Source organism: Undibacterium paludis (assembly GCF_022568815.1).
Classification (GTDB): Bacteria; Pseudomonadota; Gammaproteobacteria; order Burkholderiales; family Burkholderiaceae_D; genus Undibacterium.
Window position 1 is genome coordinate 102088 of sequence record NZ_JAKZHX010000007.1, and the last position, 13769, is coordinate 115856.

General features: G+C 51.6%; 14 protein-coding genes. 6 read left to right on the forward strand and 8 right to left on the reverse strand.

The genetic code is table 11. The features are described 5' to 3' along the window. Positions 1-43 precede the first annotated feature (43 nt). The 4 genes from LZ463_RS13170 to LZ463_RS13185 all read right to left on the reverse strand — a co-directional run bounded on the left by LZ463_RS13170 (position 44) and on the right by LZ463_RS13185 (position 3407). A complete protein-coding gene (locus tag LZ463_RS13170; protein ID WP_241456214.1) occupies positions 44-1477 on the reverse strand; it encodes an NAD(P)(+) transhydrogenase (Re/Si-specific) subunit beta in 1434 nt (477 codons plus the stop codon). Beyond that, positions 1477-1800 carry an NAD(P) transhydrogenase subunit alpha part 2 gene (locus LZ463_RS13175; RefSeq protein WP_241456215.1) on the reverse strand — a complete coding sequence of 108 codons (324 nt, stop codon included), beginning with the start codon at positions 1798-1800 and terminating at the stop codon, positions 1477-1479. Before LZ463_RS13175 ends, LZ463_RS13170 begins: the two co-directional genes overlap by 1 nt. 83 nt (positions 1801-1883) lie before the next feature. Beyond that, positions 1884-2249 (reverse strand): aspartate 1-decarboxylase, encoded by a 366-nt coding sequence (panD, locus tag LZ463_RS13180; RefSeq protein WP_241456216.1) that lies wholly within the window; start codon positions 2247-2249, stop codon positions 1884-1886. A gap of 42 nt (positions 2250-2291) precedes the next feature. Further along, positions 2292-3407, reverse strand: a complete 1116-nt coding sequence (locus LZ463_RS13185) for a Re/Si-specific NAD(P)(+) transhydrogenase subunit alpha (RefSeq protein ID WP_241456217.1) — start codon at positions 3405-3407, stop codon at positions 2292-2294. 473 nt (positions 3408-3880) lie between these two features. Here LZ463_RS13185 and LZ463_RS13190 point away from each other — a divergent pair, with 473 nt between their 5' ends. From LZ463_RS13190 to LZ463_RS13215, 6 genes are all read left to right on the forward strand, one after another. Beyond that, positions 3881-4369, forward strand: coding sequence for an NUDIX hydrolase (locus LZ463_RS13190; RefSeq protein WP_241456218.1), 489 nt, complete (start codon positions 3881-3883; stop codon positions 4367-4369). Continuing rightward, a complete protein-coding gene (mnmA, locus tag LZ463_RS13195) occupies positions 4369-5466 on the forward strand; it encodes a tRNA 2-thiouridine(34) synthase MnmA (RefSeq protein WP_241456219.1) in 1098 nt (365 codons plus the stop codon). The genes LZ463_RS13190 and mnmA overlap by 1 nt, the downstream gene beginning before the upstream one ends. A 324-nt stretch (positions 5467-5790) precedes the next feature. Further along, positions 5791-6738, forward strand: a complete 948-nt coding sequence (locus LZ463_RS13200) for a MurR/RpiR family transcriptional regulator (protein ID WP_241456220.1) — start codon at positions 5791-5793, stop codon at positions 6736-6738. Positions 6739-6752: 14 nt separating this feature from the next. Then, on the forward strand, positions 6753-7757 hold the full coding sequence (locus LZ463_RS13205) for an isoaspartyl peptidase/L-asparaginase family protein (protein WP_241456221.1): 1005 nt from the start codon (positions 6753-6755) through the stop codon (positions 7755-7757). Positions 7758-7837: 80 nt separating this feature from the next. Continuing rightward, the gene (locus LZ463_RS13210) at positions 7838-8626 is read left to right on the forward strand and encodes a prohibitin family protein (protein WP_241456223.1); all 789 of its coding nucleotides are present in this window, start codon (positions 7838-7840) and stop codon (positions 8624-8626) included. Between the two features lie 33 nt (positions 8627-8659). Then, a complete protein-coding gene (locus LZ463_RS13215; RefSeq protein ID WP_241456224.1) occupies positions 8660-9007 on the forward strand; it encodes a hypothetical protein in 348 nt (115 codons plus the stop codon). Between the two features lie 167 nt (positions 9008-9174). On the opposite strand, the gene LZ463_RS13220 is transcribed toward LZ463_RS13215, so the two are convergent. The 4 genes from LZ463_RS13220 to LZ463_RS13235 all read right to left on the reverse strand — a co-directional run bounded on the left by LZ463_RS13220 (position 9175) and on the right by LZ463_RS13235 (position 13733). Then, positions 9175-9693, reverse strand: coding sequence for a carboxymuconolactone decarboxylase family protein (locus tag LZ463_RS13220; protein WP_241456226.1), 519 nt, complete (start codon positions 9691-9693; stop codon positions 9175-9177). Between the two features lie 73 nt (positions 9694-9766). Continuing rightward, positions 9767-10315 (reverse strand): peroxiredoxin, encoded by a 549-nt coding sequence (locus LZ463_RS13225; protein ID WP_241456227.1) that lies wholly within the window; start codon positions 10313-10315, stop codon positions 9767-9769. 176 nt (positions 10316-10491) lie between these two features. Further along, entirely contained in the window at positions 10492-12411 is a 1920-nt protein-coding gene (locus LZ463_RS13230) for a PAS domain-containing sensor histidine kinase (RefSeq protein WP_241456228.1), read from the reverse strand. Then, entirely contained in the window at positions 12408-13733 is a 1326-nt protein-coding gene (locus LZ463_RS13235; protein WP_277624045.1) for a cyclic di-GMP phosphodiesterase, read from the reverse strand. Before LZ463_RS13235 ends, LZ463_RS13230 begins: the two co-directional genes overlap by 4 nt. Positions 13734-13769 lie beyond the last annotated feature (36 nt).

Consider the following 13769-nt stretch of genomic DNA (forward strand, 5'->3'; position numbering starts at 1 on the left):
CGACAAGGCTTTTCAAATGCAAATACCCTTGCTGAGACAAGTTTTACTCTACAGCCTTGACCATGTCTTCGATGACTTTCTTGGCATCACCAAACACCATCATGGTCTTATCCATATAGAACAGCTCATTGTCCAGACCCGCATAGCCAGAAGCCATGGAGCGTTTGTTGACGATAACGGTCTTGGCTTTGTAAGCTTCCAGGATGGGCATACCCGCAATCGGTGATTTGGGGTCTTTTGCCGCAGGGTTGACCACGTCATTTGCACCCAGCACCAGCACCACGTCCGCCTGACCAAATTCGCTGTTGATGTCTTCCATCTCGAACACCTGGTCATACGGCACTTCGGCTTCGGCCAGCAAGACGTTCATGTGACCAGGCATGCGCCCTGCCACAGGGTGAATCGCATACTTGACTGTAATGCCCTTGTGCGTCAGTTTTTCTGTCAGTTCTTTCAGGGCATGCTGGGCACGGGCAACCGCCAGACCATAGCCTGGAACGATGATGACAGTCTCTGCATTACCGAGCAAAAAGGCGACGTCGTCAGCTGAGCCAGATTTGACATTGCGCTGCTGCTGTTCACCACCGCCTGCCGCTGCCGCTTCGCCACCAAAACCACCAAGGATAACGTTGAAGAAGGAACGGTTCATGGCCTTGCACATGATGTAAGACAGGATCGCACCAGACGACCCCACCAGCGAACCAGCAATGATCAGCATGGAGTTGTTCAGTGAAAAACCGATACCTGCTGCAGCCCAGCCGGAATAGCTGTTGAGCATGGAGACTACCACCGGCATGTCGGCACCGCCGATAGGGATGATGATGAGTACACCCAGTACAAAGGCAATCGCCGTCATGATAATGAACGGTGTCCAGCTTTGTGTAACGCAGAAAGCGATACCGCAAGCCAGCATGGCAATTGCCAATACCAGGTTCAACTGGTGCTGGCCGGCAAAACTGACCGGTGCCCCCTGGAACAGGCGGAACTTGTACTTGCCAGACAATTTACCGAAGGCGATGACAGAACCCGAGAAAGTGATTGCACCGACAAAGGTACCGATAAACAATTCCAGACGGTTACCAACAGGAATAGGCAAGTCCTTGCCAACGATATTGAATACCCAGGGCTCAGACACAACTGCAATCGCAATACAGACTGCTGCCAGGCCGATCAATGAGTGCATCGCTGCGACCAGTTCCGGCATCTTGGTCATTTCCACTCGTTTGGCCAGTGTTGCACCTATGCCGCCGCCAACGATAACGCCGATGGCAACCAGGCCATAACCGAGACCGGTGCCGGCGCTTTCATTCTTCAGCTTGACGATCAGGGCTATGGTGGTCGCCACCGCAATGGCCATGCCTATCATGCCAAAGGCATTACCACGCCTGGCAGTGGACGGATGGGACAAGCCTTTGAGGGCCTGGATAAAACAAACCGATGCGATCAAGTAGAGCATCGTCACGAGGTTCATGCTCATTATTTGCCCTCCTTGTCAGCATGGGCAATGGCTTTGGGCTCTTTTTTCTTGAACATTTCGAGCATCCTCTGGGTGACCAGAAAACCACCGAACACATTCACCGCTGCCAGCGCTACGGCTACCGTACCCATGACCTGGGCCAGCAAACCTTCAGTCAGGCCGGCAGCGAGCATGGCGCCGACGATGATGATGGCAGAAATGGCATTGGTCACCGCCATCAAAGGCGTGTGCAATGCCGGTGTTACTGTCCACACCACATGGTAACCGACATAAATTGCCAGCACGAAGATGATGAGATTGGTAAGGGTATGACTAACTTCCATGATGTCCTCTCTGTAATTGGATTGAGACATGCAAATCGCGACATGGGCAAGCAATGGTTTGAACACAACTTGCCACGGCTACGTTATTTATACTCTTTGATACTGGTGATCTGATTCTTTCCATTCACAAACACGACGTTTGGCTTGTAGCCTCTGGCCTCTTCTTCTGTCATGGGCGCATAGGTACAGATGATCATCAAGTCACCGAGTTGCACGCGACGGGCTGCAGCGCCATTGAGTGAGATTTCACCGCTGCCACGTTTGCCCTTGATGGCATAGGTGGAAAAGCGCTCACCGTTGTTGACGTTATACAGCTCTATCTGTTCGTTTTCGATGATGTTGGCAGCGTCGAGCAGATCTTCATCAATACCGCACGATCCTTCGTAGTGCAGGTCACACTGGGTTACAGTTGCGCGATGAATTTTGGCGCGGAGCATATTTCTTTGCATGGTCTTTCTACTTTCTGATACTGATTACTAAAAACTTTTACTCTACTTCTTTAAGACTTCACCACCCGAGCAGACCAGGGTGGCAGCGACGATTTCATCTTCACGGTTGATCGCCAGCGCAGCATCCTTGTCGATGATGAGCTTTAAAAAGTCCAGAATATTACGCGCATACAGTGCCGAGGCATCAGCCGCCACCAGGGTTGCCAGATTGGGCTCGCCTATGATGTGCACGCCATATTTGGTGACTGTCTTGTTGAGTTCAGACAAGGGGCAATTGCCGCCCTGCTCTACCGCCATATCGACGATAACTGAGCCGGGCTTCATGGCTTTTACTGTTTCTTCCGAAATCAGTATTGGTGCCTTGCGGCCTGGGATCAAAGCTGTGGTGATGATGATGTCAGCCTGCTTCGCACGTTCATGCACCAGGGCTGCCTGTCTTTCCATCCACGCTGCTGGCATGGGGCGGGCATAACCACCCACGCCTTTGGCGATCTCGCGTTCTTCATCGGTTTCATAAGGCACGTCGATGAATTTTGCGCCCAGGGATTCAACCTGTTCCTTGACTGGCGGGCGCACGTCCGATGCTTCAATGACGGCACCAAGGCGCTTGGCCGTGGCAATCGCCTGCAAACCGGCCACACCTACACCCATGATCAATACACGTGCAGCCTTGACCGTACCGGCAGCTGTCATCAGCATCGGCATGAAGCGTTGATAGGTATTGGCGGCCAGCATGACAGCCTTGTAACCGGCGATATTTGCTTGCGAAGACAAGACGTCGAGCGACTGCGCACGGGTAATGCGCGGTGCAGCTTCGAGTGCGAATGCCGACAGGCCGTGTGTGGCCATGGCAGCAATATTGTCTGCATCAAAAGGGTTAAGCATGCCGACCAGGACCGTACCTGATTTCATCAGCGTACGCTCCTCGGCATTAGGGGCACGTACTTTCAGGACCAGCTCGGCGCCCAGGGCGTCGGCCGCCGTGCCTATCTGGGCACCAGCAGCCTGATAGGCCTCATCGGTAATGCTTGATGCCACGCCTGCACCAGACTGCACAATGACCTGGTGCTTGGCTGCCACATATTTCTTGATTGTTTCTGGAGTTGCCGCAACACGCGTCTCCCCCGGCCGTGACTCGGCGGGAATGCCGATTTTCATAGATTGCTCCCTCTTAGTGTGAATATTCTTCTGCGTAACTGTTTCTGCATTCTGTACTGGAAATCTCAAGGGTAAGCTCTGATCTCTCCATCAATTCTGTGCGACCGGCCGTACGAGTTTTTTTACCCGAAACTTACCCGAATCTTACATTTGATATTCGACAACGATATTACACGCAAAATGTTTTTTAGCACAACCGTTCGATTTTTTATTATTTAATTAAAATTTCCCAGATCAAAACTAACAAACATCTACTCTCCTCATGTCAGAAAGAATATTTTTTCTATAAAAATCAAATACTTAAAATAATATTGAAAATTTGCATCAGTTTGGTGCGTATTTAAAACCACCGGCAATCCTGCGTAAACCAGGATATAGATAAAATACGCATTAGCTAATTCGCTTTCAAATTTGCTGGTTTGCCACACAAATTTTGACGACAAAGTACAATGTCGGACTCACTGAGGAAAGATATGTCTGTCATTTGGAAACCCTCCGTCACTGTAGCCGCAATCATTGAGCGCGGGCAACGGTTTTTCATGATTGAAGAAGAAACCGCAGACGGTATCCGCATCAACCAGCCGGCCGGCCACCTGGACCCGGACGAATCGCTGGAACAGGCGGTAATACGTGAAACCCTGGAAGAAACTGCCCATGCCTTCACGCCAACGGCGCTGATAGGTACATATATGTCGCGTTTCATCTCCCCCAAGACGGGTGAAGCAGTGACTTACCTGCGTTTTGCCTTTACCGGTGAACTTGGAGCAGCCCAGGACCGCGCCCTGGATACCGGCATTTTGCGTACCTTGTGGATGAGCTACGATGAGCTTGTTGCCTCGCAAGACAGGCATCGCAGCCCCCTGGTCATGCAATGCATAGACGATTATCTGCAGGGAAAACGTGCGCCCTTATCCCTGTTATTTACCCACGCCAGCGCACTTGGCAATCTGGAACATCAATAATGAGCAAGAAAAAAGTAGTAATCGGCATGTCCGGCGGTGTGGATTCATCGGTATCTGCCTGGCTGCTGAAAGAGCAAGGCTATGAAGTCATCGGCCTGTTCATGAAAAACTGGGAAGACGATGACGACTCCGAATATTGTTCCACCCGTGAAGACTGGATAGACGCCATCAGCGTGGCCGATGTGGTCGGCGTTGATATCGAAGCTGTCAACTTTGCCAGTGAATACAAAGACCGGGTGTTTGCCGAATTCCTGCGTGAATACCAGGCTGGCCGTACGCCGAATCCGGACGTGCTGTGCAATGCCGAGATCAAGTTCAAGGCCTTTCTGGACCATGCAATGAAACTGGGTGCAGATTACATCGCCACAGGTCACTATGCCCGCGTGCGTGAAATGAATGGACAGTTTCAATTGATGAAGGCTGTCGACGCCAGCAAGGATCAAAGCTATTTCCTGCACAGGCTGAACCAGAAGCAATTGGCCAATACCTTGTTCCCACTCGGTGAAATCCACAAGACCGAAGTGCGCAAGATTGCCGAGCAACTGCAATTGCCGAACGCCAAGAAGAAGGATTCGACCGGTATCTGCTTCATTGGTGAACGCCCTTTCCGCGAATTCCTGAATCGCTATCTGTCCTACAAACCAGGCAATATCCAGACACCGGAAGGCGAAACCATAGGTCAACACGTTGGCTTGAGTTTTTATACTCTGGGCCAGCGCAAGGGCATAGGCATAGGTGGCATCAAATCGCACCAGAATGCTGACGGCAGCAGCGATGCCTGGTATGTCGCAAAAAAAGACGTGGCAGCCAATACCCTGTATGCAGTACAAGGTCACGATCATCCCTGGTTGCTGTCATCCGCCCTGGAAGCGGGGCAAGTCAGTTGGGTAGCCGGTCGTGCTCCTGAAGCAGGTGCACTATCAGCCAAGACACGTTATCGCCAGCCAGACGTGGCCTGCGATTTCAGCGGCGACAGCGAGCGCTTCAAGCTTGATTTCCCCCAGGCACAATGGGCTGTGACGCCTGGTCAATCGGCCGTGCTGTATGACGGCGATGTCTGCCTGGGCGGTGGCATCATTGATCTGGCCAGTCGGTAATTGACAGTTCCAACCACCAAATTAATCCCAAGCAAGAGCCTGCAAGAAAATGCAGGCTCTTTTATTTTTTGTTGAAAATTTGCTGAAAATTGTGGCACACAAAATGCTTATCATTTTCTTCATGATTAGATAACCTAATCTATATAAATTTCAGAATAAAATTTGATGCATTTTGTTTATCCTGACAAATCTCCAAAATAGATCAATTTATCCAAAAATATGTACGGAGAGAGACATTCATCGATTTGACACGATTCATTTCTTTACAATTTAAATCGGTGAAATTATATTTACATTTCTATTTGTCCGGAAAAGCCAGCCAATATGAATCGTCCCGATACGCAATCCCTGGGGGGTACTGTTAATGCACGCATAGGCAAGGTCTATATGAACTTGTCAAAAGCGCATAGGAAAGCAGCTGACTACGTGTTGTCCAATGTTTTTCGTTCGGCCACCATGTCGATCGATGAACTGGCCAATGCGGTCGGTATTTCTGTAGCGACAGCCAATCGCTTTGCCCGCGCCCTGGGTTTTGAAGGCTACCCGCAATTCCGCGCCGAACTGGTATATGGTTTTGAAGCCATGCTGGCGCCTATCGATAATCTGCGCAGCGAAATCCAGCGCCCGGCAACCAGTACCGAGATCATATCAAGTTCGCTCAATGAAGATATGGCCAACCTGGAAGCCACCCGCCGCGGACTGGCTCCGGATTTATGCAATCAGGCTGTAAAGCAGATTTTGAATGCAGAAAGAATTTATATCGTCGGTTATGGCGCCAGCGCCTTTCTGGCAGGCCTGATGGCGCATAGCCTGGACCCGTTTTGCAATACTGTGCAATCAACACTGGGCTCCGGCGGCCCGTCAAATGTCGCCCGTCAGTTATTCAAATACACGGAACGAGACCTGGTGATAGGTATCTCTTTCCCGCGTTATGCCGAAGACGTGGTTACCATTCTGCAGCAATTACGCGAAAAGGGTGTACCTATCCTGGCACTGACCGATGCGCCGAGCTCACCACTGGCATCGTTGGCCAATATCACGCTGTATGCGCAAACCCGGCGCAATTTCTCGCCCAATTCCGAGGGAGCAGCGCTGTGCCTGATCGAGGCAATCTGCAGCGCCGTCGCCCACCAGGCCAAGGCACCGGTACATGCTGCATCAGAAATGACCAAGTTCATGCTGCCCTGGCTATATCAGGAGCCCAATGCCACCACCCGTAAATCCCAGGCAGCGGCGACAGCCAAGATCATCGACATGGACAGGCCCGCCTGATCGTGGCTGCGATCATGGACGGCAAACCGCGCGCCGGTATCGCCATCCACGGTGGTGCAGGCACCATCTTGCGCACTGCCATCAATAGTGAACAGGAACACGCCTATCTGACAGCCTTGCGTGACATTGTCATTGCGGGCAGTGCCTTGCTGGCTGATGACGGGAGTGCACTCGATGCGGTAACGCTGGCTGTCAGCCTGCTTGAAGACTGTCCTCTGTTCAATGCCGGCAAAGGCTCAGTGTTCACCAGCGCAGCAACGATAGAGATGGATGCCGCCATCATGGATGGCAAGACGCGCCGTGCAGGTGCCGTTGCCTGTGTACGGCAAACACGCAACCCTGTCCGGGCAGCCCGCGCAGTCATGGAACATAGCCCGCATGTCCTGATGGTCGGGCCGGGAGCGGAAGAATTTCTGCGCCAGCAGGGCCTGCCATTTGAAGACAGCAGCTACTTCCATACCGAACACCGTCATGCACAATTGCAACGTGCCAGACAGATGGCAGGCATCATGCTGGATCATGACGCAGCAAATCTGAGCACACAAACACAGGAAATTGCCCCACTGGCCCCGGATCAGAAACTTGGTACAGTTGGCGCAGTTGCACTGGATATGCAGGGCAATCTGGCGGCAGCGACTTCTACCGGCGGCATGACCAATAAATTACCGGGCCGGGTTGGTGACACACCGATGCTGGGCGCCGGCTGCTATGCCGACAACCATACGGCTGCCCTGTCTGCCACCGGTACCGGTGAGGCTTTCATGCGCAGCCTGGCCTTGCATGATATCGCTGCACAAATCCGTTACCTGGGCACCAGCCTGCAAGAGGCTGCACAGCAGGTCGTCATGGAACAACTGCCATTGTTCGATGGCAGTGGTGGCATCATTGCTATCGACAGGCTGGGGAACATCACCATGCCTTTCAATACCGAAGGCATGTACCGCGCCTGGATGCGACCGGGTGAAGCTGCTTTTGCCGCCATATATGCAGACCAGAGCGAAGACCGGAAGCAGCGGTAGTATTCATCACCGATTACCGGAAGAGGTTGTGTAAAACACATCTATACTGCATCTGTCTTCACTCACTGATATCGGACACCATGCAAAATCTTCCCAAAATAATCATGGCAATCATTGTCTTGTTCGCCCTGTTTGCCCTGAACCCTTTTGCCACTATCCCGGCAGGCCATCGCGGCGTGCTGACAACTTTTGGCAAACCCTCCGACGAAGTCTATAGTGAGGGTATACACCTGATCTGGCCCATAGCCCAAAAACTGCACAAGGTGTCTGTCGCCATACAGAAAGGCGAAGGAGACGGCGATGCCGCGTCAAAAGACTTGCAGACTGTACATACCAAGATTGCCATCAACTACCATGTCCGACCCGATGCGGTGGTTTCGGTCTACCGTGATCTTGGCAATGAGCCGGGTGAGCGCATCATCATCCCCAGCGTGCAGGAAGCGGTGAAAGCGGTGACTGCCCGCTTCACGGCAGAGGAATTGATTTCACGCCGTTCACAGGTGCGTGATGAAATCATTCTCGCGCTCAAGGAACGTATGGCCAGGCATGGTTTGATTGTCGATGAATTTTCCATCGTCAACTTCAATTTCAGCAAAACCTTCAATGAAGCCATTGAAGCCAAGACCACGGCAGACCAGTTGAAAATGAAGGCCGAGCGTGACCTGCAGAGGATAGAAGTGGAAGCCAAGCAAAAAGTATCGCGTGCCCGTGCCGAAGCCGAAGCACTGGCTCTGCAAAGACAGCAGGTCACGCCAGAACTGCTACGCTTGCGCGAAACTGAAAACCAGGCCAAGGCCATAGAAAAATGGGATGGACGTTTGCCAACGACGACCGGTGGTGTCATTCCATTCATCAATATCGGCAAGTAAGCACAACACGCCAGTCTGAACAGGAACAGAAAAATGGAATCAAAATCTTCGGCCCGCTTCACCGCCTTCTGCATCCTGTTATTGATTATCTGGTATGTCCTTGACTCCCCCATCGACCTGGGCTGGAGCTGGAGCGGTGACTGGGATGATTTCGATATTTTCTCAGATACCGGCCTGTCCTTCGCCGGTATCGCTGTCGCCATCGCCGCCGTGGTCTTTGCCATGATCATGGCTGGCCTCGTGATTGCAGGCGTATCGTTCCTGCTGATAGGGATAGCAGTGCTGGTCGGTGGCCTGCTGCTCATGATCTTCTCGCCACTGCTCCTGCCTGTGGTTGTCTTGCTGATACTGCTCAGTATTTTCAGGAGAAAATCGCGATGAATGGAGGCATCTCCTGCACATGTCAAGTGACCATTTCAGCCAAGCATGAATAAGTGCTGAACAAGCGTAGCGAGCGGCACGAGTTGCGTCAAGAAGCACAACCGTACTTAAAAGTACGGTGAGCATCCCAGGCTCAAAATCGTGTCGCGCAATAGCTTGATCAGTACTTATTCAGCAGCAATGACCTGTGCGGCTGCATTGACTACTGCAGCTATCCTGCCAACGTCACGCAACTGCGTCACCGACATGCCTTCTTTCTGCAACAATTCATAATGCGATTTCACACAGAAATGGCATTTACCGATGATGGATGCGGCCAAGGCATACATTTCAAAGCGACGCTTGTCGACACCGCCGTTGGTTGCATAGGCGTTCATGCGCAATTGGGCAGCCTGGGTCTTGAGGTCAGCATCATCAGCCATTTCCACATACGGGTACCAGACATTGTTCATACCCATCAGAGCAGAAGCGGTCAGGGCAGCATGGATTTCTTCCGGTGAAAGCGCGCCACTGTTTTTGATGATATCAATGATCTCTTTGCTTTTTGCAGCAAAAGCGGCAGCCAGCGCCACGCCAACGGCATCATTACCTTCCAGGCTGGAGCGGGCAATCGTACCGTCAACATTGAGGCGGATATCCTTGGCATAGTCAGGGATAAGACTTTTAATTGAATTCAAGAATTCCATAGTAATTTCCTATCATAAAGTAATTTTAAAACCCGCCGGAGCGGGTTTATTGTACTGCGAGCTGTTACACCAATTACAGTGTCGCGCCGCCTACAGAACGGTTGCATGGGCACAGTTCATCTGTTTGCAGACCATCCAGGATACGCAGGATTTCTGTCGGGTTACGGCCAACATTGAGGTTATTGACGGAAACGTGCTGAATGACATTGTCAGGATCAACGATGAAAGTTGCGCGCAATGCAACGCCTGCGTTGACATCACGTACGCCCAGCATGTCTACCAAAGAACCTGTCGCATCACCAAACGCATAGTGGTTCAGTTTGTCCAGGTCTTTGTGCTCACGGCGCCATGCCAGTTTGCAGAATTCGTTATCAGTAGAGCCGCCCAGCAGAACAGCGTCGCGGTCAGCAAAATCATTAGCCAGTTTGGCAAATTCAACGATTTCTGTCGGGCAGACAAATGTGAAGTCTTTAGGGTAGAAATAAATGATTTTCCATTTGCCTGGGAAAGAAGCTTCAGTGATATCTTCGAATGCGGACACGCCGTTTTCTTCATGATGGTTAAAACCTGGCTTGGCTGCTGGAACTTTGAATGCGTCGAGTTTTTGACCTACAGTTTTCATTAAATTCTCCTGATTTGACGGGGGAAGATGGACAATTGATCCACAACGGGACGAAGCATATCACTATGAATTTCAAATATCCAATAGATTTTGACTACTAATCATTTAGTTAAAATCTTGCTTGAAAATTATCTGGAATATCCATGGTAACCCCGAGCATGCCTGCCTTTTGTGACTTAATCATTACGCCTGTGCATGGCGCCCATGAGCGTAAACCAGAACGTAGTTCCCTTGCCGTCCTCGGTCTGGAAACCAATCTCGCCCCCCATTTTCTCAACGAAGGTCTTGGTGATATTCAGGCCCAGCCCGGTCCCCCCTTGCTGGCGGGTATTGGTGCCGTCTGCCTGGGCGAATCGCTTGAAAATCTGCTCACGGAAAGCGACGGGGATTCCCTGTCCATGGTCTTGCACTTCAATTTTCAAGGTCCCAGGTATTTCAGTAATCCGTATCTGCACCTCTTCGCCCCTGGGAGAAAATTTGGCGGCATTTGACAATAAATTGGCAAATACCTGCATGACGCGGACACTGTCACCCATGGCCCATGCCTGTTCAGGATGGCAGCTGATACGGTAGCGGACATTGTAAGCCTGGGCATAATGGGCATTGGCTTCGATGGCTTGCCTGGTCACCGCGACAAGATCGAAGCGCTCCATATTGATCACCATCTTACCGGAAGCCAGTTTCTCCATATCCAGAATGTCATTGACCAATATCCCCAGTCTTTGGCAATTCCTGTGAGCGACCTTGATCAATTGCATGGCTTTGGGAGCGATATCCCCGGCGACGCCGCTCTCCAGCAAACCCAGCGCTCCGCGTATGGATGTTAGCGGCGTACGCAACTCATGGCTGACGACGGAGATAAATTCAGACTTGATGCGATCAGCCTTGCGCTGTTCTGTCAGGTCCAGCACAAAGCCCACCCACTCCTCGAGTGACCCTTCGAGTTGTGCAAGACCCACCATCACCGGAATGTGCGTACCGTCTTTACGTATCAGTTCGCCCTCATAGGGCTTGGCTTGCCCGTGAATGCGCAACTCATTGAGTGCATTCTTGTGGGCAGCGTGACTCTCCAGCGATGTACGCTCCAGCCAGCTCATGCCCTGTTCGGAAAATTCCAGCCTCTGTACACCTGCCAATTGCAGCAAGACGTCATTGGCTTCCGTCAATTTGCCATTGGCACCGCCTTGCATGATGCCTATCAGGCTGGAATTGACCAGGCGGCGCAATCTTGATTCACTGACAAACAGCGCTTCGAGCATGCGCGACTTGTCCTTGCTGGCTTTTTCAGCAGCATCACGCGCCGCCATCAGGCTGCGTTCTGCTTCTTTCATTTGTGTGATGTCCCGCACGCTGAATACGCGGCCCACCCGTCTGTCACGCAAGAACTCAGGTTTGGACACACAGACAAAATAGCGCCCGTCATGCAGGGTCAACAAATCTTCCGTTTCCAGATTGGGGTCGTCACGGATTTTTTCCAGGCTGTCAAAGAAGCTCTTGCTGTCCTTTAGCGCAAGCTTAAGGTGGGCAAACATTTGCGCTTCATCCCTGCCTGCCAGCAATTCATCACTGATTTGCCACATTGATGAGAAGCGCTGGTTGATGTTGACCACATTCCCGTCCAAGTCTGTCGACAATATACCCTCAGCTGTCGCATCCAGAGAACTCTGCAACTGTGCCACCAGATGACCCCGACCTTCAGCCAGCTCTCGTCTGTGGGTAATATCTTCAGCGTGGATGATGAAGAATTCTCTGTCTGCATCAACAAAGCTGGACACGCGTTTTTCCACCGGGAAGGAATTGCCATTGCTGCTGATCCATTCACTCTCGGCGATGGCTTTGCCATCAGCCTGGGTATCGGCACGCAGGGCTTCCCAAAAAAATATGTCCTGCAAGGAACACTCTATCTGGGCCAGGGTCAGCCCACACAACTCTTCCTGACTATAGGCAAGCATCTGGCAGGCGACCTGATTGGCGTCAACCACCCGCATTTCGTGAGTATCAACGACCAGGATGGCGTCACGGCTATGGTCTATCAGGTGATGCAATAGGTTTGTGCTTAATGCCGATCTTGGTTGTGATGTGTCGGTAGCAGTCATTTTGTCTGACTCTGCCCTGGTAAAGAGCTGCCCTGCGTGTTTTTCGATTGTGAGTCAACATAATAGTTGACCCGCTTGCGCGGATTCAGGTAATTGAAAATTGCGCGTGGCAGCAAACCTGGCCGGATACTGGCATTGATGGACAATTCCTTGTTCTCTTCAGCGAGATCAAGGATGATGGCATCTTCCTTCGGGATTTCGGCATCATAAACCAGCACGCGCGGCCGCAGGGGTTTGCCGACATTGACATTCATGACCAGGCCTATGGCTTCATTCGACAACCTGACCAAAGTCCCTGGCGGATAAACACCAAGACTCTTGACCAGCGTAGCCATGATGGCAGGATCAAACTGCGCACGCCGGTGCGCATACATGGTGGACAGCGCCTCATGCGGTGTCAGTGATTGCCTGGCATCGTTGTGGTTGCACAGATTGTCGTAGACATTGGCAATGGTCACGATGCGCGCAGGCACACAAATCGCATCTCCTTTAAGTTGATGGGGATACCCGCTGCCATCCATGTATTCATGATGCTGGACAATCACGTTCAAGACCACATTCGGCAAACCGGCCTGCTTGCCAAAGTCCAGACCATAGAGAGGGTGCTGTTCATAAAAATTCTGCTCTGGCTTGGTCAGCGGCTCGTATTTATTCACAATATGCTCAGGCACACCGACTTTGCCCAAGTCATGGAACAGGGCCGCCATCCCGACATCCTTGATTTGTGCATCAGTACATTTCATTTCATTGGCCAGCATCATCGCCAGCACCGAGACATTGAGCGTATGGAAATACTGCTCTTCGCTGCCCGCCGTCTGCTGTATCAGATGCATGACGGTATCACTGCCACTGAGAAAAACTTCGGCCATGCTGTCGATCAGCTTGCCGGCCTCGACCAGGGTTTCTTTCGGACGCGAGAAAATGAGTCGGTTGATATTCTTGACGACAGCCGCGGCCTGAACGAATTTCTCTTCACAGCGGGCAATTTCATCACGCTGTTTTTGCAGTTTTTCAAAGCGCGCCCGTTTGGCTTCGATAATGCTGGAATATACTTTTCCCTTTACTGTCGTCTGGCTGACTGGCTCTGCAGGCTGCACCTCTGGCGATTTGCCGGCAGGCGGCGTAGTCACGAGCGGATCAGACTTGGACGGGATGTAGCGGACATGCCTGAGCTTCAAAGCGACCAGATCATCGATTTGCTGTTGGTTCGTGATCTTGAACGAATTCATCGGGAATGAGTGCTCGAACCAGCTCAGGTCGAGTTTAATGAACATTCCTATGCGGATCTGATCAATCACAATTAACTGGCTATCATCAGACATGTGGGTGAAATAGTGGCTGTTTCTTCTGACGATAGC

Bases quoted from the DNA above. Each gene is read 5' to 3' on its own strand.
- LZ463_RS13205 (WP_241456221.1), top strand. From the start codon at position 6,753: ATGGACGGCAAACCGCGCGCCGGTATCGCCATCCACGGTGGTGCAGGC.
- LZ463_RS13175 (WP_241456215.1), bottom strand. From the start codon at position 1,800: ATGGAAGTTAGTCATACCCTTACCAATCTCATCATCTTCGTGCTGGCA.
- LZ463_RS13230 (WP_241456228.1), bottom strand. From the start codon at position 12,411: ATGACTGCTACCGACACATCACAACCAAGATCGGCATTAAGCACAAAC.
- LZ463_RS13215 (WP_241456224.1), top strand. From the start codon at position 8,660: ATGGAATCAAAATCTTCGGCCCGCTTCACCGCCTTCTGCATCCTGTTA.
- LZ463_RS13220 (WP_241456226.1), bottom strand. From the start codon at position 9,693: ATGGAATTCTTGAATTCAATTAAAAGTCTTATCCCTGACTATGCCAAG.
- LZ463_RS13225 (WP_241456227.1), bottom strand. From the start codon at position 10,315: ATGAAAACTGTAGGTCAAAAACTCGACGCATTCAAAGTTCCAGCAGCC.
- LZ463_RS13235 (WP_277624045.1), bottom strand. From the start codon at position 13,733: ATGTCTGATGATAGCCAGTTAATTGTGATTGATCAGATCCGCATAGGA.
- panD (WP_241456216.1), bottom strand. From the start codon at position 2,249: ATGCAAAGAAATATGCTCCGCGCCAAAATTCATCGCGCAACTGTAACC.
- LZ463_RS13185 (WP_241456217.1), bottom strand. From the start codon at position 3,407: ATGAAAATCGGCATTCCCGCCGAGTCACGGCCGGGGGAGACGCGTGTT.
- LZ463_RS13190 (WP_241456218.1), top strand. From the start codon at position 3,881: ATGTCTGTCATTTGGAAACCCTCCGTCACTGTAGCCGCAATCATTGAG.
- LZ463_RS13170 (WP_241456214.1), bottom strand. From the start codon at position 1,477: ATGAGCATGAACCTCGTGACGATGCTCTACTTGATCGCATCGGTTTGT.
- LZ463_RS13210 (WP_241456223.1), top strand. From the start codon at position 7,838: ATGCAAAATCTTCCCAAAATAATCATGGCAATCATTGTCTTGTTCGCC.
- mnmA (WP_241456219.1), top strand. From the start codon at position 4,369: ATGAGCAAGAAAAAAGTAGTAATCGGCATGTCCGGCGGTGTGGATTCA.
- LZ463_RS13200 (WP_241456220.1), top strand. From the start codon at position 5,791: ATGAATCGTCCCGATACGCAATCCCTGGGGGGTACTGTTAATGCACGC.